This window comes from Bradyrhizobium sp. LB13.1, assembly GCF_054056815.1.
On record NZ_JBSRYQ010000001.1, the window covers coordinates 2795567 to 2820418 of the forward strand.

Here is a 24852-nt window from a genome sequence, read left to right on the forward strand (position 1 = left end):
GGACCTAGTCCCGAAGCGTTGCAAGAAAGGCCACGATGTCCTCGATCTCCGTGGCCGACAATATCGGCCTGCCGGCGAAATTGCGCCCGACGCGCATGAGGTGGTCGTTGCGATAATAGGACGGCATGATGGTCTCCGGGTTGAAACGCGCCGCATCGACCAGTCGAAGCCGCAACTGGCTCGTGGTCCAGCGGTTCCCCGCACCTGTGAGATCAGGCGCGAGGTCGCCTTGGAACCGCGTTTCGGGGAAGGGGCCGGAATGGCAGAGGATGCAGGTGGTGGTGCGCGCGAGCACAAGCGCGCGGCCGCGCGCGGCATCGCCGGGCGCGCCGGTGAGCGATTCCGCAATGCCGTCGCCGGCGATGTTGTAGGGCAGGAGTTCCTCTGCCCCTGCATGGCAGGCGAAGGCGAAACTGGCGGCGATCAGCGCTGCGATATGGATCGATGATCTAGCCAAAGGTGTCTGCCGTGATGGTTTGAAACCAGTGCTCGGCTTCAGTCGCTTCCCGGGCGCGCAACTCGCGCGGAGCATCGACCGGGCTGGTCGCGCCGCCCTCGACCTCGGCGAAGATATCGCCCTTGGGCTGGTAATTGCCGGCGAGTGAAAAGCCGTAACCGGGCGCGACAATGTTGTAGCAGATGCCTGTCAATCGCGGCGTTTCCGGCGCCCGACCGGCGAGGAGATTCACGATGGCGGCAGCACAGGCCTTGCCCTGTGCGCCTGCAGCGGACGCCGATTTGGGAATGCCGCCGCCGAGGCAGGCATCACCAATGACGTGGATGTTCCGGACGAGTTTTGACTCAAAGGTAACAGGATTGATCGGGCACCAGCCGGTTGCATCCGCAGCGCCCGCGATCTCGGCAATACGCCCGGCGCGCTGCGGCGGGATAACATTGGCGACGTCGGGGGTGTAGTTGCCGAACTCGGTGACGATGGTCCTGGTCGCGGGATCGACCGAGGTCACGCGGCCGCCTTGCGACAGTCCGATGCGTTCGATCATGTCGCCGTAGAGCTCCTTCCACGCCTTCTCGAACAGCCGCTGCTGCGAGAAATTGTCCTTGGCATCGAGGATCAGAACCTTCGAGCGCGGCTTCTTCGTCTTCAAATAATGCGCGATCAGGCTGGCGCGCTCGTAAGGCGCCGGGGGACAGCGCGAGGGATTGGCGGGGATCGCAATGGCGACAGTGCCGCCGTCCGGCATTGCCTCCAACTGCCGGCGCAGCAGCAGCGTCTGCGCGCCTGCCTTCCAGGCGTGCGGCATTTTTTCTGATGCCGCGTCGTCGTAGCCGGGCAACGCTTCGAAATGGAAGTCGATGCCGGGGGAGAGTACGAGACGATCATAGGGCAGCGCAACGCCATCGGGCCGTGATGACGCTGCGCAGCTGCGGCTCGATCGTGGTCACGGCCTGGCCGATCACGGTGACGCCCTCGGCGCGGAGCCTGTCATAGCCAAACTGCTGCGCGTCGATCTCGCGCAGGCCGGCAATCACCGCGTTACTGAAGGGGCAGGAGGTGAAGATCGCATTGGGTTCGATCAGGATGACTTGCAAGTTTGCCTGCGCGCGCTTCAGCGCGCGGGCGCACGCGGCGCCGCCAAAGCCGCCGCCGACCACGACGACGCGGCCCGTCGATTGCGCGCGCAGGATGGAAGGTACGGCGAGCGATGTTGCCGCGACGGTGATGCCGAGGACGGCATTCCGCCGTGTCATCGACGCTTTCATGGGCCTCATCCGAAAAATGCTGCGGCGGCCATGGTGGCCGCCGCAGCTGTCGTCTCAGGCGAAGGTGATGTTCTGGTCGCGCAGCGGCACCGAGCGGATGCGTTTGCCCGTCGCCGCGAAGTACGCATTGAGCACCGCCGGCGCCGCGACGCCGATGGTCGGCTCGCCGACACCGCCCCAGAACCCGCCGCTCGGCACCATCACCGATTCGACCTTCGGCATCTCGTTGATGCGCATCGAATTGTAGGTGTCGAAGTTGGTTTGCTCGATCTTGCCGTCCTTGACGGTGCAGCCGCCGTAGAACAGCGCGGAGAGGCCATAAACGAAGGAGCCCGCGATCTGCCGCTCCACCTGTGCCGGATTGACGACGTAGCCGGGATCGGTGGAGGCGACGATACGAAGCACCTTGATCTTGTTGCCATCGGTCACCGAGATTTCGGCAGCGCCGGCGACATAGCTGCCATAGCCCATCACCTGCGCGATGCCGCGATAGACGCCCTGCGGTGCCGGTGTGCTCCAGCCGATCTTCCCGGCCACGGCATTGAGCACCGCCAGATGCTTGGGGTGATTGCCCATCAGCTTGCGGCGGAATTCGAGCGGGTCCTGGCCTGCGGCCTGGGCCAGCTCATCCATGAAGCATTCCATGTAGATCGCGTTGTGATTGACGTTGACGCCGCGCCAGAAGCCCGGCGGAACGTGCGGGTTACGCATCGCATGCTCGACCAGCAGGTTCGGCACGGAGTAGCCGAACGCGGCTTCGCCGGTCTGGGCGACGCCCTGGAATGCGGCCGGATCCATGCCGTTCTGCAGCGCTTCGGGGCGCAGCGAGAACAGGATCGACTGCCCGGACAGACGGTAGTGCAGCGCGACCAGATTGTTGTCGGCATCGAACGCGCCGGTCATCTTACACTGGGTGATCGGGTGATACTTGCCGTGCGCCATGTCCTCTTCGCGAGACCACAACAGCTTGATCGGCGTGCCCGGCATCTCCTTGGCGATGATGACGGCCTGGCGAACATAGTCGGTCTGGCCGCGCCGGCCGAAACCGCCGCCGGGCATCACCTTGTACACGTCGCACTTCTCCGCCGGCAGGCCGGAGGCTTCCAGCACCGCCGCGAAGACAGCTTCTCCGTTCTGTGTGCCACACCAGACCTCGCATTTGTCCGCCGTGTAGAGCGCCGTGGCGTTCATCGGCTCCATGGTGGCATGGTTCTGGTAGGGATAGCTGTAGACGGCCTCGACCTTCTTGGCGGCAGTGGCAATCGCCGCCTTCGCGTCGCCGTTCTTGTTGCCGACATAGGCCGGCTGCGCGTTGTCGAGGCCCTCGGCCAGCCACTTTGCAATCGATTCGCTTGAGACCTTGGCGTTGTCGCCCTCGTCCCAGACGATCGGCAGCGCCTCCAGCGCGGTCTTGGCGTGCCACCAGGTGTCGGCAACGACCGCGACCGCGGTATCGCCGACCTTGACGACCTTTTTGACGCCCTTCATCCCGGCAATCTTGGCTTCGTCAAAGCTCTTCACCTTGCCGCCGAACACCGGGCAGTCCTTGATCGCGGCGTTCAGCATGCCCGGCAGCTTGACGTCGATGCCATAGACCATGGTGCCGGTGGTCTTCTCGGTGGTGTCGAGCCGCTTCACGCCCTTGCCGATCAGCTTCCAGTCCTTGGGGTCCTTCAGCTTGACGTCGGCCGGTGGCGTGAGCTTGGCCGCGGCCTCGGCGACCTTGCCGAAGGTCGTGGTCTTGCCCGAGGACGTATGGGTGATGACGCTGTTGGCGGCCGTGCATTCGGATGCCGGCACTTTCCACGTCTCGGCGGCGGCCTGGATCAGCATCACGCGCGCGGTGGCGCCGCCCTTGCGGACGTAGTCTTGCGAAGAGCGGATGCCGCGGCTGCCGCCGGTCGAGAAATCGCCCCAGACGCGCTTGCGGGCGACGCTTTGGCCGGGCGTCGGATATTCGGTCGAGACTTTCGACCAGTCGCATTCGAGCTCCTCGGCGACGAGCTGGGCGAGGCCGGTGAGCGAGCCCTGGCCCATCTCGGAGCGGGCGATGCGGATCACGACGGTGTCGTCGGGCCGGACCACGACCCAGGCGCCGATCTCGGGGGAGCCGTCGGCGGCGCGGACCACGGCGGGGCCGCCGAAGGGGATATCGAGGCCGATTGCGAGACCTGCGCCGACCGCGGCGGTGCCGATGACGAAGGCGCGGCGGTTGAGCCGCGGTGAAACATGCTTATTCATGTGGCGGCTCCTTACGCGCTTGCGATCGTGTGGATCGCTTCGCGCACCTGCTGGAAGGTGCCGCAGCGGCAGATATTGGTGATGGCCTCGTCGATATCGGCGTCGGTCGGCTTCGGCTTCTCGCTCAGGAGCGCCGCCACCGCCATGATCATGCCGCTCTGGCAATAGCCGCATTGCGGCACGTCCTGGGCGATCCAGGCTTCCTGCACCTTGTGCAGCGACTTGCCGGAGGCGAGCCCTTCGATGGTCGTGATCTTCTTGCCCACGGCCTCGCTGACCGAAACCCCGCAGGAGCGGGTGGCGACGCCGTCGATGTGAACGGTGCAGGCGCCGCATTGTGCAATGCCGCAGCCATATTTTGTGCCGGTCAGGCCGGCATTCTCGCGGATTGCCCACAGCAGCGGCGTATCCGGCTCGACGTCGAGCGTGAAGGCTTTTTCGTTGATTGTAAGGTTTGCCATCGCAGTCCCCTGATTGGTCCAATCCACCGATAGGACTCAGGGGCGCAATGTGTCCGGCAAATTGGAAACCTTCAAATCAACAGTCTGAGGGGTGGCTGGACCCTGGCTGGACCCTGGCTGGACCCTGCTTGGACGCCCGCGGCACGGCTTGGGGCGACGTATGCCGGCTTCCGCGGGCAGACACCCTTGGAACCGAGAGCGACAGTTTGTCCGTTTTGCCGGGGTGCAAGTCGACAATGCTCTGCTACAGTGGGATCAAGCCAAAAGGGGTTCCATGAACGCACCGCAGCCTTGCAACGTCCTGATGCTCTATCCGCTGTTCTCGGCAGAATCCTTCTGGAGCTTTGGCGAATCCTGCAAAGTGTTGGGCGTGAAGCGCCCCGCCGCCCCCTTGGGCCTGATCACCGTTGCCGCGATGTTGCCCGAGAGCTGGACGGTCCGGCTGATCGATTGCAACACGCAATCCTTCGGCGACGAGGATCTGTCCTGGGCCGACGTCGTCTTCACCGGCGGAATGATGCCGCAGCAGGCCGACACGCTGCGCCTGATCGAAACGTGCCGTGCTGCGGGCAAGCCGGTGGTGGTCGGCGGTCCCGATCCCACTTCGAGCCCCCACATCTATGAGACGGCCGACTTCCAGGTGCTCGGCGAGGCCGAGAGCGTCATCGACGAATTCATCGCGGCCTGGGACAGTGGCGCACGGTCCGGCGTCTTCATCGCACCGAAATTCCAGGCCGACGTCACCAAGACGCCGGTGCCGCGCTTCGACCTGCTGAAGTTCGAGGACTACCTTTATCTCGGTGTGCAGTATTCGCGCGGCTGTCCGTTTACCTGCGAGTTCTGCGACATCATCGAGCTCTATGGACGCGTGCCGCGGACCAAGACAAACGCGCAGATCCTGATCGAGCTCGATACGCTCTACGCAATGGGTTACCGCGGCCATCTCGACTTCGTCGACGACAATTTCATCGGCAACAAGAAGTCGCTCCGGCTGTTCCTGCCCCAGCTCGCCGAATGGCAACGCGCTCACGCCTATCCCTTCGAATTGTCGACTGAAGCCTCAGTCAATCTCGCCGACGATCCCGAGCTATTGGACCTGATGGGTGCGGCGAACTTCTTCGCCATCTTCGTCGGCATCGAAAGTCCGGACCCGGCGACGCTGGTCGCGATGCGGAAGAAGCAGAACACGCGACGCAACATCGCCGAGAGCATCCACAAAATCTACGCCGCTGGCATGCTCGTCACCGCGGGTTTTATCGTCGGCTTCGACAATGAGAAGCTCTCGATGGCGGATGCCATGATCGACTTCATCGAAGAGGCGGCCATCCCCGTCAGCATGGTCGGCCTGCTCTATGCCTTGCCGAACACGCAGCTCACGCGCCGCCTGGAGCGCGAAGGCCGGCTGCACCCGGGCCACGACCTGGCGCCGACCATCGGCGCCGATCAGTGTACCGCCGGGATCAACTTCGATCCGGTGCGCCCGTTGCGCGACATCCTGATGGACTATAAGCGCGTGCTGGAGCACATCTACAGCCCGACGGCCTATGCGAGGCGCATCGACCGTCTGATGACGCTGCTCGACCGCTCTCGCCAGCGCCAGGAGCTCGCGGAAGGCGATATCCGCGCCCGGATCGGCGCGATGGAAACGGTGCACAAGGTGGTCACAGCCCTTCCCGAGGCGCGTGGGCCGCTCTGGCAGACCTTCATGAACTGCGCCAAGCGCGACACGTCATCGGCGCGGATCGCCGTGCAGATGATCGCCGCCTATGCGCATCTCGGACCGTTCTCGCGCAAGGTCATCGATGCCATCGACGCACGCCTCGCTGCGCTCGACGAGGAGACGGTCATTCCGGTGGCGACGATCGACGCGACGGCGGCTCGACATCTGGCTTGAGGGTCTACTTCACCGCCAGCCGCAAGAAGCTCATCACGCTGCCGAGCGCGGCGAAACCGGCGCCAAGTGCCAATGCGACGATGGCGCCATCGCGACCGGCCAGCGCGAAGCAGAGGGCGGCAAGTGCCGCTCCGGTGGTTTGCCCGGTCAGGCGCGCGGTTGCGACGATGCCCGAGGCGCTGCCGCTGCGGTGAGGCGGCGCGCTCGACATCACCGCCTTCATGTTCGGCGCCTGGAAGAACCCGAACCCCATGCCGCAGATCACCATCCGCCAGATGATGTCGGGGATAGCAGGATTGGCCGGAAGCATCGCGAGCAGCGCCATGCCGATGCCGAGCAGCACGAGGCCGATGCCGCCCAACAATCCGACCGCATGCCGGTCGGAGAGACGCCCCGCGATCGGCGCCATGATGCCGACCACCAGCGGCCACGGCGTCATGAAAAATCCGGTCTCGACCTGCGAGCGGCCCAGCACGTCCTCGAAATAGAACGGCAGCGAGACGAAGGCGAGGCCCTGCACCGCAAAGGAGCACACGGCCGTCGCCGGCCGACAATGCGAACATCGGCCGGCTGAACAGGTCGATCGGCAGCATCGGCGCCGGATGGTCGGCATGGCGGCGCGTCAGGACGAAGCCGAGCACGAGCGCCGTGACCAGCTCGATGCCCACGACCACAGGCGAGAGATTATGCGCGGCGCTGCCGATGCCCGTGATGAACAGGCCGAGGCAGGCCGACGCCAGGATCGCGCCGAGAAAGTCAAAGCCGTGATCGGCGCGCGGCGTCTTCGGCAGCATCGCAAAGCCGATGCCGATCGCGACGAGGCCGAACGGGATGTTGACGGCGAACAGCCACGGCCATGGGCCGACCGCGAGAATGGCGGAGGCAATCGACGGCCCGAAGGTGAAGGCGGTCGCGACCACCAGCGCGTTGTGACCGAAGCCGCGGCCGAGCATCCTGCTGGGATAGACGAAGCGCACCAGCGCCGTGTTGACGCTCATGATGCCGCTGGCGCCGAGCCCTTGCAGCGTGCGCGCAACCAAGAGACTGTCCAGCGACCACGCCTCCGCGCAGAACAGCGAGGCGATGGTGAACAGGATCAGGCCGCCGAGATAGATGCGCTGGTGCCCGACGATCTCGCCGAGCGCCCCGAGCGGCAGCAGCGTCGCCACCAGCGCGATCTGATAGACGTTGACCACCCAGACCGACTGCTCTGGTGTGACATGCAGATCGGCGGCAATGGCGGGCAGCGCGATGTTGGCGATCGCGGTGTCGAGCGAGGCCATCGCCAGCGCGGTGAAGATCGCGGCGATCGCCCAGCGCCGCCGCGCGACCGGCAGGCCGTCGGAAATGGTGTGGTCGGGCTCGCGCGCGGCGGCAGGTAACGTGATTGTCATTGCCTTGCGCGTTGCTCCGGCGGCGGGGCTGATAAGGACTCGGCATGTACTACGGCCGGGGCGCCTGCCACAGGCATATGCTTGCATGCTGTGTATGCGCGAAGGCTGGGCGATGAGCCTGCGCGCCGGCGTATGATCGCTGCTGCAATTTCAGGGGATCGCCATGCACATCGTCGTTCTGCCCGGTGACGGCATCGGACCGGAGATCACGACCGCGACATCAGGCGTGCTGCGCGCGGCCTCCGAGCGCTTCCAGCTCAATTTGCGGCTGGAGGAGCACGCGATCGGGCATGCGAGCCTCAATCAGTTCGGCACGACCGTGCGTCCCGAGCTGCTCGACATCGTCCGCGCCGCCGACGGCCTGATCCTGGGGCCGACCGCGACGTTCGATTTCAAGGACGAGGCGCATGGCGAGATCAATCCGTCTCGGCACTTTCGCAAGAACCTCGACCTCTACGCCAATGTCAGGCCCGCGCGCACTTATGCAGGGAGGCCCGGCCGGGTCGGCGATTTCGACCTCGTCGTGGTGCGCGAAAACACCGAGGGGTTTTACGCCGACCGCAACATGGAGCAGGGCAATGGCGAGATGCTGGTTACGCCAGACGTCGTGATCTCGCTGCGCCGGATCACGCGCCTGTGCTGCGAGCGCATCGCGCACGCCGCCTGCCGTCTCGCGATGAAGCGGCGCAGGCATCTGACCATCGTGCACAAGGCCAACGTGCTCAAGATCGGCGACGGCATGTTTCTGGATATCTGCCGCGAGGCGGCGAAAGGCTATCCCGGCCTCGCGGTCGACGACATCCTGGTCGACGCCATGATGGCGCATGTGGTGCGCAACCCCGATCGTTTCGACGTCATCGTCGCCACCAACATGTTCGGCGATATCCTGTCCGATCTCACGGCCGAGCTCTCCGGAAGCCTCGGCCTCGGCGGCTCGCTCAATGTCGGTGACCGCTTTGCCATGGCGCAGGCGGCGCACGGCTCGGCGCCTGACATCGCAGGCCAGGACGTCGGCAATCCGGTGTCGCTGATCCTGTCGACGGCGTTGCTGCTGGCCTGGCATGGCGAGAGGAACGGTGCTGTCCGTTACGAGGAAGCCGCGCGAGCGATCGAGGCGGCGGTGGCGACGGCGATCGGCGAGGGCAGGGCGACGCGCGACGTCGGCGGCAAGCTCGGCACGATCGCGGCCGGGGCTGCGATCGCGGAGATCTTGCAGGCGGGGTGAGGTGCTTCTGCGGGTCCTTGCGCTTTTTTCTTAGGGGCCAAAACAAAAAACGCGAAAACAGCCCATGCACAGTAGAAGGCCCCTTGATCGATAAGGGATTTTCGAACCGCGTCACGACGACATTCCGTGCCGCGATCACGTTGACCCGTCGGGCAAAACACTGGCAGGATGCTATGGTGACACCGATCGGGAAAAGACCAGTGTGTGTGCCCCTCGTGAATGCGCGACGTCCGCTTCGAGAGCGTAGGATGGGTTGAGCACTTGCAAAACCCATCGCGTGTCACGTTGGATGCTGTCGATGGGCTTCGCTGCGCTCTACCATCCTACAAGCTGAACTCTCCGGCAGCCTCGGCCTCGTCGGCGCCCTCAGAACTGATACCTCCGCAAGCCCCCATCCACCGGGATCACCGTCCCCGTGATATACCGAGCCACGGGCGAGGCCAGAAACACCGCCAACGCCGCCAGATCTTCCGGCTCGCCCCAATAGCCGACCGGGATCTCTTCCTCCGCAAAGCGCTCGCGATAGTCCGGCGCGTAGTTGCGGCGGATCTGTTCGCTCATGATGCGGCCGGGCGGGATGCAGTTGATGGTGATGCCGTGCTCGCCGATCTCGCGCGACAGGCCCTTGGCCCAGGCGTGCACGGCGGCTTTCGCCGCGAATGCGGCGTTGAGGCCTTCCGGCTCGGACTTGCCGGTGATGTTGACGATGCGGCCCCATTTGCGTTCGATCATCTGCGGCAGCAGGGCATGCGCGATGCGGCGGTAGCTGGTGAAATTCAGCGCGATCGCCTCGTCCCATTTGCTGTCTGGCGCATCGACGGGGAGGGGGCGGCTGCCGCCGGCATTGTTGATGAGGATGTCGACATGGCCGAGCTGTTTCAGCGCAAAGGCCGAAATCTTCTCCGCCGCGTCCTTTTCCATCACGTCCTGCTCGAACGGCGTGATCAGGCCGGAGCCGACTTCCTTCACCAATTCGGCGAGCAGATCGGTGCGGCGTGCCACGCCGACGACGCGCACGCCTTCGGCGGCGAGACCCTTGGCGATGGCGCGGCCGATGCCGACGCTCGCGCCCGTGACGACAGCGGTTTTTGATTTGAGCCCGAGGTCCATGATCACACGCTCTCTTGTTTGCTTTTTTGCTTGTTGCTGTTCGTTTTACTGTTCGTTTCCTGCCCTGTCCCCGTCAGGGTGATTTGCCCGACCGGGACGAGCAGTGGTAACCAAGAGCCGCGTTGAAGGAAACACGAAAAAGAAAAGGCGCCGAGCGATGGTCTGGGATCCGCAGCAATATCTGAAATTCTCCGGCCACCGGCTCCGGCCCGCCGTCGACCTGTTGATGCGGATTCCGGATTCTGGTCCGCGTGCGATCGCCGATCTCGGCGCCGGCGCCGGCAATGTCACCAAGCTGATCAAGGAGCGCTGGCCCGACGCGACGGTGACGGGTGTCGAGGGCTCGGCCGAGATGGTTGCCGCCGGCCGCAAGGCAGCACCGGACGTGGAATGGTCCCATGAAGACCTCGGCCACTGGCGCCCGACGAAGCAGTATGACGTCGTCTATTCCAATGCCGCACTGCACTGGCTGCCCAATCATGCGGCACTGTTTCCTTCGGTCATGGAGAAGGTGACGCCCGGCGGCATGCTTGCGGTGCAGATGCCGCGCAACTTTCTGGCCCCTTCGCATGTGCTGATCGGCGAGACCGCGCTCAACGGTCCCTGGCGGTCCAAGGTCGAGCATCTCGTCACGCCGCCGCCGGTCAAGGGGCCGGCCTATTATCACGGTCTGCTTGCTCCGATGTCGGCCAATATCGACATCTGGGAGACCGAATATCTGCAGGTGCTCGAAGGCGAGAATCCCGTGAAGGAGTGGACCAAGGGGACCTGGCTGACGCGCTATCTCGACATCTTGCAGGGCGACGAGAAGGCCGCGTTCGAAGCGGCCTATGGCGAGCGGGTCACGAAGGCCTATCCGAAGAATGCCGCCGGGCAGACGCTGTTCCCGTTCCGGCGTCTGTTCATGGTCGCCCAGCGCAAGGGCTGATTGCACCGCCGCAATGCGACATAAGCGCTCGCTTCCGGCAGTGGGAGCGGGGGGCGGGTTGCGCATTCAGCAGCCGTCAAGATAGCTTGGCTGCGGCAAATTGGGCTTAGGTCTAGTTGTTCGGGTGGCGGTTTGCTGCCACTACTGGACTGCAAAACTGGGCTGCAAAACAAAAAAGACCCGGTTTTAGAGGTTGTTGGGAGGTTACTTTATGCGCAAGCTGCTTCTTGCGGTCGCCGCCGCGTCTGTTCTCTTGGCTCCTGCCTTGTCTCCCGTCTCGGCCCAGGCCCAGAGCCCGATCGTCATCAAGTTCAGCCACGTCGTCGCCAATGACACCCCGAAGGGCAAGGGCGCGCTGAAGTTCAAGGAGCTTGCCGAGAAGTACACCGACGGCAAGGTCAAGATCGAAATTTATCCGAACTCCACCCTCTATAAGGACAAGGAGGAGATCGAAGCGCTTCAGCTCGGCTCGGTGCAGATGCTCGCGCCCTCGACCGCGAAGTTCGCACCGCTCGGTATCAAGGAGTTCGAGGCGCTCGACCTGCCCTGGCTGTTCAAGGACGACGCGACCTATTCCAACGCGATGAAGGGCACCATCGGCAAATGGCTGTTCCAGAAGCTCGAGACCAAGGGCATTACCGGGCTCGCCTATTGGGACAACGGCTTCCACATGCTCTCCGCTAACCGTGCCCTGATGAAGCCGACCGATTTCCAGGGTCTCAAATTCCGCATCTCCGGATCGAAGGTCGCCGACCAATATCTCCGGATCATGGGCTCGATCCCTCAGATCATGGCGTTTTCCGAAGTCTACCAGGCTTTGCAGACGGGCGTGGTCGACGGCTGCGAGAACACCGCGTCGAACTACCTGACGCAGAAGTTCTACGAGGTGCAGAAGGACATCACCGTGTCCTATCACGCGCATCTGCAATACGCAGTCATCGTCAACTCGAAATTCTGGTCGGGCCTGCCGCCTGATATCCGCGCCCAGCTCGAAAAGGCGATGAACGAGGCGACCGACTACACCAACTCGATCGCGCGCCAGGAGAACGAAGATGCGCTGGCCGAGATCAAGAAGACGGGCAAGACCACGTTGCATTATCTGACTGACGCCGATCGCAAGGCATGGCAGGAGGCGATGCAGCCGACCTACAAATGGGCGAAGGGGCGGGTCGGGCAGGAGGTGCTCGATCTCCTCGCCAAGGAACTCGACGTCAAGATGAACTGACGCCGGCGCCGTTATAAGAACAACCATAACGGTCGGGGGTGATCGCACTCCCGGCCGTTGCTCTTGATGATGAGCCAAGCTGGGGGACTAAGTTGCTGCGTGTACTGAATCGTGTGCTCAATCATATCGAGGAATGGCTGATCGCGACGTTGATCGCGGCTGCGACATTGCTCATCTTCGTTGCCGTGCTGCACCGTTATGGCGCCGGGCTGTCGATCGACATCGCCAAATGGGCGGAGGCGCGCAACCTGGCCTTGCTGGCCGTTCCCGCGCGAGCCGCGTTCGTCTGGCTTGCCGCTCTCGACCTGTCCTGGGCGCAGGAACTCTGCATCTACATGTTCATCTGGATGGCGAAATTCGGTGCGGCCTACGGGGTACGCACCGGCATCCATGTCGGCGTCGACGTCCTGGTCAACATCCTTCCTGGCGGATCGCGCCGCCGCGTCATCACTTTCGGCCTGATGTGCGGCGCCCTTTTCACCGCCATTGTGTGCTATTTCGGGGCCGCGTTTGTCGGCCAGATGTGGCAGACCGGCCAACAATCCAACGATCTCGAAGCGCCGATGTGGCTGGTGTATCTCACCATCCCGCTCGGCTCCGGGCTGATGTGCTTCCGTTTCCTGCAAGTCGCCTGGTCGTTCTATCGCACCGGCGAGCTGCCGCATCACGACATGGCCGGCGTCGAGGGCGTCGAGGCAGACCCGGTTCATCCGGCCCCGGTCACGCGCAGTCAGGTCGCCCGCGACGAACGCAGCCCGCTCGGCTGGGTCCTGATGCTGTTGCCGGTCCTGATCGTCGCCGTGTGCTTCGCGCATTCGGCGCACGTGATCACGCTGCCGCAGGGCCTGCGTGTCGCCGTGGTCTTCGGCCTTCTGCTGTCGTTGATGCTCACGGGCATGCCGATTTCGATTGCGCTCGGTCTGACCGTGCTCAGCTTCATGTTCACGCTGACCGACGTGCGAACGGAATCGGTGGCGCTGAAGCTGTTTACAGGCATCGAGAGCTTCGAGATCATGGCGATCCCGTTCTTCATCCTTGCCGGCAACTTCCTGACCCATGGCGGCGTGGCACGCCGGATGATCGCCTTTGCGACCGCGCTGGTCGGCCATTGGTACGGCGGCCTTGCGCTCTCGGGCGTGGTCGCCTGCGCGCTGTTCGCCGCGATCTCCGGCTCATCGCCGGCCACGGTGGTGGCGATCGGATCGGTGATCCTGCCTGCGATGGTCGCGCAGGGGTTTCCGAAGCGGTTCGGGGCGGGCGTGATCACGACCTCCGGCTCGCTGGGAATTCTCATTCCACCCTCGATTCCGATGGTCCTTTTTGCCGTCTCCACCAATACCTCCGTCGGCAAGCTGTTCATCGCCGGGATCGTGCCGGGGCTCGTGCTCGCCATGCTGCTCGGCGCCACGACGTTCTATCGGGCCTGGCGTAACGACTATCCGAGGATGCCGAAAGCAACCCTCGTCGAGCGCTTCGATGCGTTCCGCAAGTCGATCTGGGGTATCCTGCTGATCGTGATCGTGATCGGCGGCATCTACAGCGGCCTGTTCACACCGACCGAAGCTGCCGCCGTCAGCGCGGTGTATGCCTTTATCGTCGCAGTGTTCATCTACAAGGATCTGAAGCTGCGAGACGTGCCGCGCGTGCTGCTGTCGTCGGCAAATCTGTCGGCGATGCTGCTCTACATCATCACCAACGCCGTCTTGTTCTCGTTCCTGATGACTTACGAGAACGTGCCGCAAGCGCTCGCGCAATGGATGATCGACCAGGGCCTCGGCTGGATCGGCTTCCTCCTCGTCGTCAATCTCCTGCTGCTGGTGGCGGGCAACGTGATGGAGCCGTCCTCGATCATCCTGATCATGGCGCCGATCCTGTTTCCGGTTGCGATCAAGCTCGGCATCGATCCGATCCATTTCGGTATCCTGATGACGGTCAACATGGAGGTCGGACTGTGCCATCCGCCGGTCGGCCTCAATCTCTACGTCGCCTCGGGCATCGCCAAGATGGGTATCACCGAGCTCACGGTCGCGGTGTGGCCATGGCTCCTGACCATGCTGGCGTTCCTTGTGGTCGTGACCTATTGGCCGGGCCTGTCGCTGTGGCTGCCCAGGCTGTTGGGCATGTAGCTGCGAACACGCTGCATCCTCTCCGCCTTTGGGCGCGGGGCTACGCATCACGCCGTCCTCCCGCCATGGCAATCGACCGCGAGATGCGGTTAGATGCCGCGCAACAGGCCGGGAGGAGATCAAGATGACAGACACGTCCAGCAGCGAGCCGAAGGACGCAACGGCGTCCGTCATTGCGCAGCAGACGGCGATGCTGAACGCGCTGCCGTTTTCCGACACGCGGGATTTCGACGATGCCGCGCGCGGCTTTCTCGGCACGATCGACAACGCGAAGATTACAAACCCGCAAGGACGGACAGTCTGGAGCCTCGAACCCTACGGCTTCCTGTCGACCGAGCAGGCGCCGCCGACTGTCAATCCCAGCCTGTGGCGGCAGTCGCGGCTCAACATGCAGCACGGGCTGTTCGAGGTCGTGCCTGGCGTTTACCAGGTGCGTGGGCTCGACATCGCCAACATGACGCTGATCGAGGGCGATAGCGGCGTCATCGTCGTGGACACCTTGACCTCGATCGAGGGCGCGCGCGCGGCGCTCGATCTCTACTACAAGCATCGCGGCCAGCGGCCGGTCGCGGCCGTGATCTTTACCCACACCCACACCGACCATTGGGGCGGCGCGCGCGGCGTGCTGGAGGAGGATGCGCTCGCCACCGGGCGCGTGCCGATCATCGCGCCCAATTTGTTCATGGAGCATGCCGTCTCCGAGAACATCATCGCGGGACCGGCGATGCTGCGCCGGGCGCAGTACCAGTTCGGGCCGCTTCTCGCCAAGGGCGTGCGCGGGCAGGTCGATTGCGGCCTCGGCAAGTCGATGGCGGCAGGTTCAGTGGCGCTGCTGCGGCCGACCGATTTGATCATGGCGACCGGCGACAGGCGCGTGATCGACGGCGTCGAATTCGAATTCCAGATGGCGCCGAACAGCGAAGCGCCGGCGGAGATGCATTTCTTCATCCCGCGCTACAAGCTGTTGAACCTCGCCGAGAACTGCACCCACAATTTCCACAATCTGCTGCCGTTCCGCGGCGCCGACGTGCGCGACGCGCTGGCCTGGTCGAAATATCTGGGCGAGGCCTTGCAGCTCTGGGACGGCAAGGCGGAGGCGATGTGCGGCCAGCACCACTGGCCGGTGTGGGGACGCGACCGCATCGGCACGATGATCCGGCAGCAGCGCGACCTCTACAAATTCGCGCATGACCAGACCATCCGCCTGATGAACCACGGCCTCACCGCCGCCGAGATCGCCGAAACCATCCAACTGCCGAAGAGTCTCGAAGGCGCCTGGCATGGCCGCGGCTATTACGGCCATATCCGGCACAATGTGAAGGCGATCTACCAGAAATATCTCGGCTGGTATGACGCCAATCCGGTCAATCTCGATCCGTTGCCGCCGGTGGAATCCGGCAAGAAGTACGTCGAATATATGGGTGGTGCCGACGCCATTCTCGCGCGGGCGCGTGTCGATTTTGACAAGGGCGAATTCCGCTTCGTGGCGCAGGCGCTCGGCCATCTCGTCTTTGCCGAGCCGGATAATGCGGCGGCGCGCGCGTTGCTGGCGGACACGCTGGAGCAGCTCGGCTATGCCGCGGAAAGCGCGACCTGGCGCAACGCCTATCTGTTCGGCGCGCAGGAATTGCGCCAGGGCATGCCGAAGGTGCCGGCGCGCCCGCCGATGCCGCGCGAGACGCTGGCGGCGCTGCGTACTTCACAGCTCTGGGACGTGCTCGGTATCCGCCTCAACGGGCCGAAGGCGGAAGGTAAGCACATCGTGCTGAACTGGAGCTTTTCCGACACCGGCGAGATGTTCGTGCTCAATCTGGAGAATTCCGCGCTCACCTATACCGAGGGCGTGCAGGCGGAAGGCGCGGATGCCAGCTTCACGCTCGCGCGCTCGACTTTTGACGAGGTGATCGCGAAGCTGACGAGCTTCCCGGAAGCCGTGGCCGCCGGCAAGGTCAAGCTATCGGGCAGCCCGATGCGGCTCGCCGAGCTGATGGGCCTGATGGACGACTTCCCGCGCATGTTCGAGATCGTGGAGCCGAAGCGGGCGGAGGTGAGATAAGCTTCTCGCGCCCCGGCTCTGCGCTGCAACGCAAAAGGCGTTGCAGCGCAGAGCCGGGGCACGAGAGTGGTCAGCAAGCTACTCCGCGCTGCTCACCAGCTTGATCCGCGGCGCCTTCTCCTCGTCCAGGCTGCGATAGGCCGCGAGATAGTCCAGCGCCATCCGCCGCGCCGTGAAGCGCGTCTCGAACTGCTTGCGGATGGCAGAGCGGTCGAGTTGCTGCAGGCGGCCGACGACGCCTGCCGCGCTGAGGACGTCCTCGACGACGAAGCCGGTGAGGCCCTCGTCGATGATCTCCGGCACCGAGCCGCGGTTGAAGGCGACGACCGGCGTTCCGCAGGCCATGGCTTCGATCATGACGAGGCCAAACGGTTCCGGCCAGTCGATCGGCAGCAACAGGCCGAGTGCGCCGCTCAAAAAGTCCGACTTCTCGTGATCGCTGATCTCGCCGATGAATTCCACCAGCGGATTGTTTTCGATCATCGGCCGGATCAGCTCGTCATAGTAATCCTGGTCGGTACGGTCGACCTTGGCCGCGATCTTCAGCGGAATCCCGCAATGGGTCGCGATCTTAATGGCGCGGTCGACGCCCTTTTCCGGCGCGATGCGGCCGAGCACGGCGAGATATTCCTGCCTCGCCGGCTTCGGCGTCAACAGGTTCTCCGGCAGACCGTGGTGGATCGTCCTTACCCAGTTCGCCTGCGGCACCGGCCGCCGCTGCGCGTTCGAGATGGAGATGACGGGGACCTTCGAAAAGGTGTTGAAGACCGGCTGATGCTCCGGGAGGTCGAGCCGGCCGTGCAGCGTGGTTAGGAACGGCGTCGGCTGCCGGTAGAACAGCGACCACGGATAATAATCGAGATGGAAGTGGAGGAAGTCGAACTCCTCGTCGTCACATTTCTGCCGCACCCGCTCCAGCATCACCATGTGCAGCGCATTGGGATCGCGCACGGAACCGTCGAGGCGGAGCGCCCGCGGCCATAGCGCATCCAGCTTCGCCGAGGTCTGCGAATCGCCGCTGGCGAACAGCGTCACGTCGTGTCCAAGGGCCACCAGCTCTTCCGTCAACCAATGCACCACCCGCTCGGTGCCGCCATACAGCTTGGGTGGAACAGCCTCCGTCAACGGAGCTACCTGCGCGATGCGCATCTCGCCATCTCCTCTGCGATCATGAACGTGAAACCCCCAGTCTTTGCGGCACCGGCAATGCCAGTCAGGGGAACGTTCCCGCACTTGCGAAGTTCCTTCCCTCAGAGGTTACTTATTGGACACGTCGGGTGCTCGTCGCGGTGCTGCCATCACATCTCCGCAGATCGTCCGCATCCGCATGTCGTGATGGGTTTGCCCGGGAACCGAGGCGAAGTGGTCGATGTTCAGTCGACTAACAGAAAAATTGAAAACATCACGACGGGGTCGATAGTCACATGGATCATCTTTCTGGATACGCGCGCCGGCCATTTGCCTTTGTTTTGCGCTATCTCCGGCGTCGCCTGGCGTCGCATCTCGTGATCCTGACCGCCGTCGTTGCGGCCGTTGCCTGCTCCGTAGGCACGCAGTACGGCGTCAAATCCCTCGTCGACAGCCTGACGGCCGGAACTTCACACGGTGGCAGCGTATGGCTGGCATTCGTTTTACTCATGTCGCTGATCGCCGCCGACAATTTCCTTTGGCGGATCGCCAGCTGGACGGCGAGCTTCACCTTCGTGCGTGTCACGGGTGATTTACGCCGTGACATATTTCGTCATCTGACAGGCCACGCGCCGAGTTACTTCTCCGACCGCATGCCCGGCATGCTGACGAGCCGCATCACAGCGACCTCGAACGCGGTGTTTACCGTCGAGAACATGTTCGTCTGGAACGTATTGCCGCCCTGCATCGCCACAGTTGCGGCAATCGCTCTGATTGGAACCGTCAGTCCCTATATGGCACTCGGCTTGATTGTGATCGCTGGCGGCATGGTGCTGGCGATGTTCCGTCTGGCGGCTGCGGGCAAGCCGCTGCACGACGACTTCGCCGATAAGGCCGCCGTCGTCGACGGCGAGATGATCGACGTCATCAGCAACATGCCGCTGGTGCGCGCCTTTTGCGGCATCGGGCACGAGCATGAGCGTTTCGACGCGACGGTGAACCGGGAGCTCACGGCGCGCGGTCGCAGCCTGCGCTATCTGGAGAAGCTGCGGCTTATCCATGCCGGCATTACCGTCGTGCTCACAATCACCCTCATGGCCTGGGCCATCATGCTCTGGCAGGATGGCGCGGCGACCACCGGCGACGTCGTGCTGGTCTGCACTCTCGGTCTCTCCATTCTCAATGCGACCCGCGATCTCGCGGTGGCGCTGGTCGACGTCACCCAGCACGTTGCGCGGTTGACCGAGGCGATCGCCACGCTGCTGGTGCCGCATGAATTGCGCGACCACCCCGACGCCGAGCCGCTGGTAAAGAGGGGCGCCGCGATCGCGTACAACAACGTCACCTTCGGCTATTCCGGGGGTGAGAAGATCTTTGAGCGGTTCAGCCTGCGCCTGCAGCCCGGCCAGCGCGTCGGCTTGGTCGGCCAGTCCGGCGGCGGCAAGTCGACGCTGTTCGCGCTGCTCCAGCGCTTCTACGATGCCGACGAAGGCAGCATCACCATCGACGGCCAGGACATTTCCAAGGTGACGCAGCAGAGTCTGCGCGCGGCGATCTCCGTCGTGCCGCAGGACATCTCCCTGTTCCACCGCTCGATCCGCGAGAACATCCGCTATGGCCGCCCGAACGCCACCGACGACGAGGTGCTGCGTGCGGCGATTGCGGCGCGCTGCGATTTCGTCGAGAGTCTGCCTGGTGGTCTCGACACCATGGTTGGCGACCGCGGCGTCAAGATGTCCGGCGGCCAGCGCCAACGCATCGCGATAGCGCGTGCCTTCCTGAAGGACGCGCCGATCCTGCTGCTGGACGAAGCGACCGCCGCGCTCGACAGCGAATCCGAGGAAGCGATCCGCGAGGCGCTGTCGCGGCTGATGCGCGGCCGCACCGTCATCGCGATCGCGCATCGCCTCGCGACGTTGCGCAATTTCGACCGCGTGATCGTGTTGAAGGGTGGTAAGATCATCGAGGACGGGTCACCCGAACGTCTGATGCAAGGCCACGGGCCCTATCGTGAGCTGGTCACGCAGGAAATGAGCCGGCTCGCGCAGGCCGCCGCGTAAACCAACAGTCGCGTTCGAGTCGGTTGCGTGTCGAAACAAGCGCAGGGGAGCTGCTGATGTCGGCTGAAGCCGTTACTCAATTCATCTCCGTGACGCGGACCATGGACCAGGTCGCGGAGCAGCCTTTCTATATTCCGATGACGGGACCGTCGGCGCGGCCGCGGCGTTCGCTCAAGCACGACGATACCTTCATCGTGCTTGACAGCCATGGCGACATCGGCGCCTCGGCCGGCGGGCCTGACGGCCTGTTCCATCACGACACGCGCTACCTCGCGAGGCTTGAGCTCGTGCTCGACGATCTCCAGCCGTTGCTGCTGGGATCCAACCTGCGCGACGACAACTCGGCGCTGACGGTCGATCTCACCAATCCGGATATCTACCGGGAGGGCAGCCTCGTACTGCAAAAGGACCTGCTTCACATCGTGCGCACGATCTTCCTGTGGCGCGGCACTGCCTATCAGCGCATCGGCGTGCAGAACCACGGCGATCGCCCGGCCAATTTCGGGCTGACCCTGCTGTTCGACAATGATTTCGCCGATCTGTTCGAGGTTCGCGGCGAGCGGCGTCCGCGTCGCGGCATTGGCTCGAGCCGGCTGTTGGGCCCGACCGACGTGCTGTTCGACTACCGCGGTCTTGATGACGCCGAGCGCACCACATGCCTGCATTTCGACCCGCGCCCGACGAAGTTGTCGGTGAATGCCGCAACCTGGCAACTCGAACTCGATCCGCATGAGTCGAAATCGCTGTTCGTGGCCGTGTCCTGCAATCGGCCGATCACGGAGAAGCCGGCGCGCTTTTTCAGGGGGCTGCTCGCCCACCGCCGCGAGATGCGGCAATCGACGATGGGGACCGCCAGCATCGAGACATCCAACAACATCTTCAACGAGGTGCTGTGCCAGTCCATGGCCGACCTCAACATGCTGATGACGGAGACGCCGCAGGGCCGCTATCCCTATGCTGGGATTCCCTGGTACTCGACGACGTTCGGCCGCGACGGCCTGATTACGGCTCTGCAAATGCTGTGGGTCGACCCGCGCATCGCCAAGGGCGTGTTGCGGCGGCTCGCGCATTTCCAGGCCAAGGCGGTCGATCCGCTGAACGATGCGGCGCCCGGAAAGATTCTGCATGAGATGCGCGGCGGCGAGATGGCGGCGCTGCGCGAGGTGCCGTTCGCTCAGTATTACGGCAGCGTGGATTCGACCGCTTTGTTCGTGCTGCTCGCCGGAAGCTATTTCGAGCGCACCGGCGACGAGAAGACGTTGACCGAGTTGTGGCCGGCCATCGAGGCGGGGTTGGCCTGGATCGACGGCCCCGGGGACCCCGACAAGGACGGCTTCGTCGAATACCAGCGAGCCACGGAAAAGGGCCTCGCCAATCAGGGCTGGAAGGATTCCTACGACGCGATCTTCCATGCCGATGGCCAGCTTGCGGAAGGCAATCTCGCGCTGGCCGAGGTGCAAGGTTACGTCTTTGCCGCCAAGCGGCTCGCCGCGCGCTGTGCGCTCCGGCTGGGCAAGCCCGATCTCGCCAAAAAGCTCGAGGCCGAGGCCAAGGCGCTGGCCGAGCGCTTCGAGGCCGCGTTCTGGTGCGAAGAGCTCGGCACCTATGCGCTCGCGCTCGACGGCAAGAAGCGGCCCTGCAAGGTACGGACCTCAAACGCCGGGCAGGTGCTGTTCAGCGGCATGATCCGTGAAGATCGCGCCCGTCTCGTCGCCGCCGATCTGATGGGGCCGCACTTCTACTCGGGCTGGGGCATCCGCACCGTCGCTGTCGGCGAGGTGCGTTACAACCCGATGTCCTATCATGACGGGTCGATCTGGCCGCACGACAACGCACTGATCGCGCTCGGGCTCGCGCGCTACGGGCTGAAGCATTCGGTCGCGCACGTCTTCAAGGGACTGTTCGACGCTGCAACCTACATGGACCTGCGCCGGTTGCCCGAATTGTTCTGCGGTTTCCGGCGCGAGAAGCGGCGCGGCCCGACGCTCTATCCGGTCGCCTGCGCGCCGCAGGCCTGGGCCAGCGCAACCGCGTTCACGTTGCTGGAGGCGACGCTGGGCATCGAGTTCGATGTGGCGCGCGGAGAGATCCGGCTGCGCAATCCGCGTCTGCCGGCGTTCCTGCACGAGGTGATTTTGCGCGATCTGCGCCTGGGCGAGTCCAGCGTGGATCTGCGCGTCAGCCGCCATGGCGAGGACGTCGCGCTGGAGGTGTTGCGCACGCGTGGCCAGATCCAGGTCTCGATCGTGTTGGCGCGCTAGCGGCGCGCGGGAGGAGGGTGCATGCGTACCGCCGGATGGTTGATCCTGAGCGTGGTGATCGTCGCGGGATTGACGGTCGCCGTATCACGAGCTGCGGAGGAGTTGCCCGCGCCTTCAACTGAAGCGAATGCGCCGCCGACGCTGCAGCCGCCGGCGTCATCGGTCCCCGTCACGCCAAAGGATGCCGCGCCACCGCCGTCGGTCACGATCATCGGCGCCAGCGATGCGCATGGTGTGCTTGGCCGTGACGTGCTCAGCGCGGCGAACGAGGGCATGGGTCGCATTGTCGACGTCATCGTCGATCGCAGTGGCCATGTCCGCGCTGCAGTTATCGATTTCGGCGGCTTCCTCGGTGTCGGCAGCCGCAAGATCGTGGTTGACTGGAACGCTTTGCGGTTCGGCAAGATCGCCAGCAAGAAGGACAGCATCACGCTGGAATTGACCAAGGCGCAGGTCGCCGCCGCGCCGGAATACAAGGAAGACGCGCCGATGGTCGTGCTCGGCGCGTCCGGCAGCCTGCAACCGCTGCAAGCGGTTCAGTGAGGCGCGGGGAGGGATGGCCGCCTGTGCTGTTGTCGAGAAAGCCGAACCATGCAGATCGCGAGGGCCGCGCTAAGCACGACAACGATGCCGCGCCATTGCCTCCCGGCATTCCGGCACCGTCGCGCCAGAGCCTGCGCGGTCTCGACTGGTTCATCTTCTTTCTTGCCGACGTGCAGACCGGATTCGGTCCCTTCATCGCGGTTTACCTCACAACGCAAAAATGGACCCAGGTCGAGATCGGCCTGGTGCTGTCGATCGGCGGCATCGTTGCTCTGATCGGACAGATGCCGGGCGGCGCCATCATCGATGCCGCAAAATCCGAACGGCTGGTCGCGGGCCTCGCCATCGCCACCATCGGCTGCTGCGCGCTCGCCTATGCGGCGATGCCGATCTTCCCCGTGGTGGTGGCTGCGGCCACCTTGCACGCGGCAGCGAGCTGCGTGCTCGGGCCGGCGATCGCGGCGATCAGCCTCGGCCTAGTCGGACCGTTCGCGATCGGCGAGCGGCTCGGCCGCAACGCCCGCTTTGCCTCGCTTGGCAACGGTGTTGCGGCTGCCGTAATGGGCACGGCCGGCTATCTCCTGTCGAGCCGCTCGGTGTTCCTGGTCTCCTTCCTGCTCGCGATCCCCACTCTGATCGCGCTGTCGCGCATCCGCGAGCATGAAGTGGACATCGCGCGCTGCCACGGCGAAATGCCGCGCGAGGCGAAGGATCGCGGCGACACCAATATCTGGCACTTGATCCGACAGCGTCCGCTCATCGTCTTTGCGCTGAGCGTCTTGCTGTTGCAACTGGCGAACGCGTCGATGATGCCGCTGATGGCGAGCGCGGTGACGGCGCGATCGGCCCAGTGGGCGACGGTGCTGGTCGCCTTTTGCATCGTCGTGCCGCAGGCGATCGTGGCGTTGCTGTCGCCGACGGTCGGACGCAAGGCGCAAGCGTGGGGTCGCCGGCCGCTGCTGCTGATCGGGTTCGGCGCGCTGGCGATCCGCGGCCTGCTGTTCGCCACCGTGCGCGATCCCTATTTGCTGGTGCTGGTGCAGGTGTTCGACGGCTTCACCGCCGCGGTATTCGCAGTCATGATCCCGCTGATCGTGGCTGACGTCGCCTTCGGCAGCGGCCATTTCAATCTTGCGCAGGGCATCGTCGGCACGGCAACGGGCATCGGTGCATCGCTGAGCACCGCGCTCGGCGGCTACGTCAGCGACAAGTTTGGCAATGCCACCGCCTTCCTCGGGCTGGCAAGCATTGCTGCGACGGGATTTCTGCTGATCCTGATGGTGATGCCGGAGACCCGGCGCAAGGGCATGATTGCGCCAAAAGAAATAGCCGGCTGAACCAATCAGCCGGGGCGTCGTAGGATCGGGCCGGGTGAGAACATCGCCGTTCATCGAATTGCCACAGGCCTCGCGGATTGTCGGTCCTCGCTCGCAATCGAAAGGCCCTGCAAGTGGTGTCCGCGAACGATCTGGAATTTGCCCTCGATCAAGTCCGCGCCAACGCCCCGGAGCAGGTCCCCGGCGTGTTCGGCCCGTCCTCGGTGACCTGGCGGATCGACCGCGAGGCCGTCATCTTTCTCGGCGCCGGTCGTGCGTTGATGCTGCAGTTGGCCCACCCTTGGGTCGCCGCCGCCATCGCCGAGCATTCCAAAACCTTCGCCGATCCGATCGGGCGATTTCACCGCACCTTCGACATCGTCTTTGCCATGGTGTTCGGCTCGCTCGACCGCGCGCTGTTGTCGTCGCGGCAATTGCACCGGCGCCACAGCATGATCGTCGGCGAGATGCCCGAGACCGTCGGTCCGTTCGTGGCCGGCTCGCGCTACTGTGCCAACGACATCCCGTCGCTGTGCTGGGTTCATGCCACGCTGGTCGAGACGGCGCTGATGGCGCACGATCTGGTTTTGCCGCCGCTCTCGGCGGAGGAGCGCGAATGCTACTGGACCGAGAGCCGGACGTTCGGCGCCTTGTTCGGATTGACGGGGGACGACCTGCCCGCGGACTGGTCAGGCTTTGCGGCCTACACCAATGCGATGGCGCAGTCGGACACGCTGACCGTCAGTCCGGCCGCGCGTGAGATTGTGAGGCAGATCTTTTGCGGCGCGCGTCCGTGGTTGCGGCCGCCGCGATGGTATCGCGCGCTCACGGCGAGCTTGCTGCCGGAGCCATTGCGCGCGGGCTTTGGGTTTGAGCTCGACGAGCGCAACACCAGGTCGGCCGACAACGCACTGAAATGGATCCGGCGGGTCTACCCGAAATTGCCGGACCGGTTGCGCTATGTCGGTCCTTACCAGGAAGCGCAAGCGCGGCTAAACGGCGAGCCGCAGCCCGACTGGTTGACCCGGTGCCTCAACAGAGCCTGGATCGGCCGCTCGCAGATGGATCAGCGCCGCTAAGAAGCGCCTCCCGCATGTCCCGGACAAGCTGCGACGCAGGGGCCGCGAACTGCTGCGCGACATGGGCCCCGGCTCTGCAGCGC

At 64.3% G+C, this 24852-nt stretch carries 16 protein-coding genes and 3 pseudogenes; 12 read left to right on the plus strand and 7 right to left on the minus strand.

The genetic code is table 11. From position 1 onward, the window contains the following. Positions 1-4: 4 nt before the first annotated feature. The 4 genes and pseudogenes from soxX to ACVWYI_RS13335 form a co-directional block, all read right to left on the minus strand. Positions 5-457: a sulfur oxidation c-type cytochrome SoxX gene (soxX, locus tag ACVWYI_RS13320; protein WP_247348240.1), complete on the minus strand. Its 453-nt coding sequence runs from the start codon at positions 455-457 to the stop codon at positions 5-7. After that, a pseudogene (locus ACVWYI_RS13325) lies at positions 450-1722 on the minus strand (FCSD flavin-binding domain-containing protein). Before ACVWYI_RS13325 ends, soxX begins: the two are co-directional and overlap by 8 nt. Positions 1723-1776: 54 nt before the next feature. Beyond that, positions 1777-3963: a molybdopterin cofactor-binding domain-containing protein gene (locus ACVWYI_RS13330; RefSeq protein ID WP_456662286.1), complete on the minus strand. Its 2187-nt coding sequence runs from the start codon at positions 3961-3963 to the stop codon at positions 1777-1779. 11 nt (positions 3964-3974) lie between these two features. Further along, on the minus strand, positions 3975-4424 hold the full coding sequence (locus ACVWYI_RS13335) for a (2Fe-2S)-binding protein (protein WP_247441256.1): 450 nt from the start codon (positions 4422-4424) through the stop codon (positions 3975-3977). A gap of 274 nt (positions 4425-4698) precedes the next feature. Here ACVWYI_RS13335 and ACVWYI_RS13340 point away from each other — a divergent pair, with 274 nt between their 5' ends. Next, entirely contained in the window at positions 4699-6318 is a 1620-nt protein-coding gene (locus ACVWYI_RS13340) for a B12-binding domain-containing radical SAM protein (RefSeq protein WP_456662287.1), read from the plus strand. A gap of 4 nt (positions 6319-6322) precedes the next feature. On the opposite strand, the pseudogene ACVWYI_RS13345 reads toward ACVWYI_RS13340, so the two are convergent. Next, positions 6323-7712 (minus strand): annotated as a pseudogene (locus tag ACVWYI_RS13345) (MFS transporter). A gap of 163 nt (positions 7713-7875) precedes the next feature. On the opposite strand from ACVWYI_RS13345, the gene ACVWYI_RS13350 reads away from it, so the two are divergent. Next, positions 7876-8937, plus strand: coding sequence for an isocitrate/isopropylmalate dehydrogenase family protein (locus ACVWYI_RS13350; protein ID WP_456662288.1), 1062 nt, complete (start codon positions 7876-7878; stop codon positions 8935-8937). A gap of 366 nt (positions 8938-9303) precedes the next feature. On the opposite strand, the gene ACVWYI_RS13355 is transcribed toward ACVWYI_RS13350, so the two are convergent. Next, the gene (locus ACVWYI_RS13355) at positions 9304-10047 is read right to left on the minus strand and encodes an SDR family NAD(P)-dependent oxidoreductase (RefSeq protein WP_247348254.1); all 744 of its coding nucleotides are present in this window, start codon (positions 10045-10047) and stop codon (positions 9304-9306) included. A gap of 157 nt (positions 10048-10204) precedes the next feature. On the opposite strand from ACVWYI_RS13355, the gene ACVWYI_RS13360 reads away from it, so the two are divergent. From ACVWYI_RS13360 to ACVWYI_RS13380, 5 genes and pseudogenes are all read left to right on the plus strand, one after another. Beyond that, positions 10205-10975 (plus strand): methyltransferase domain-containing protein, encoded by a 771-nt coding sequence (locus tag ACVWYI_RS13360; RefSeq protein WP_456662289.1) that lies wholly within the window; start codon positions 10205-10207, stop codon positions 10973-10975. A 211-nt stretch (positions 10976-11186) separates the two neighbouring features. Beyond that, the gene (locus ACVWYI_RS13365) at positions 11187-12200 is read left to right on the plus strand and encodes a DctP family TRAP transporter solute-binding subunit (protein ID WP_247441263.1); all 1014 of its coding nucleotides are present in this window, start codon (positions 11187-11189) and stop codon (positions 12198-12200) included. Positions 12201-12547: 347 nt separating this feature from the next. Then, positions 12548-12778: pseudogene (locus ACVWYI_RS13370) on the plus strand (TRAP transporter small permease); the annotation flags it as partial. Between the two features lie 306 nt (positions 12779-13084). Then, positions 13085-14326, plus strand: coding sequence for a TRAP transporter large permease (locus ACVWYI_RS13375; protein WP_456664519.1), 1242 nt, complete (start codon positions 13085-13087; stop codon positions 14324-14326). A 124-nt stretch (positions 14327-14450) separates the two neighbouring features. Next, entirely contained in the window at positions 14451-16382 is a 1932-nt protein-coding gene (locus ACVWYI_RS13380; protein ID WP_456662290.1) for an alkyl/aryl-sulfatase, read from the plus strand. Positions 16383-16460: 78 nt separating this feature from the next. On the opposite strand, the gene ACVWYI_RS13385 is transcribed toward ACVWYI_RS13380, so the two are convergent. Next, entirely contained in the window at positions 16461-17531 is a 1071-nt protein-coding gene (locus tag ACVWYI_RS13385; RefSeq protein WP_456650829.1) for a glycosyltransferase family 4 protein, read from the minus strand. A gap of 275 nt (positions 17532-17806) precedes the next feature. On the opposite strand from ACVWYI_RS13385, the gene ACVWYI_RS13390 reads away from it, so the two are divergent. The 5 genes from ACVWYI_RS13390 (at position 17807) to ACVWYI_RS13410 (ending at position 24769) form a co-directional block, all read left to right on the plus strand. Beyond that, on the plus strand, positions 17807-19570 hold the full coding sequence (locus ACVWYI_RS13390; protein ID WP_247348263.1) for an ABC transporter ATP-binding protein: 1764 nt from the start codon (positions 17807-17809) through the stop codon (positions 19568-19570). Between the two features lie 56 nt (positions 19571-19626). Next, the gene (locus ACVWYI_RS13395) at positions 19627-21831 is read left to right on the plus strand and encodes an amylo-alpha-1,6-glucosidase (RefSeq protein WP_247441268.1); all 2205 of its coding nucleotides are present in this window, start codon (positions 19627-19629) and stop codon (positions 21829-21831) included. Between the two features lie 21 nt (positions 21832-21852). Further along, positions 21853-22374: a PRC-barrel domain-containing protein gene (locus ACVWYI_RS13400; RefSeq protein ID WP_247348267.1), complete on the plus strand. Its 522-nt coding sequence runs from the start codon at positions 21853-21855 to the stop codon at positions 22372-22374. Between the two features lie 23 nt (positions 22375-22397). Next, complete coding sequence (locus ACVWYI_RS13405) at positions 22398-23711, plus strand: MFS transporter (RefSeq protein WP_354105002.1); 1314 nt, start codon at positions 22398-22400, stop codon at positions 23709-23711. A gap of 113 nt (positions 23712-23824) precedes the next feature. Continuing rightward, on the plus strand, positions 23825-24769 hold the full coding sequence (locus ACVWYI_RS13410) for an oxygenase MpaB family protein (RefSeq protein ID WP_247441275.1): 945 nt from the start codon (positions 23825-23827) through the stop codon (positions 24767-24769). Positions 24770-24852 lie beyond the last annotated feature (83 nt).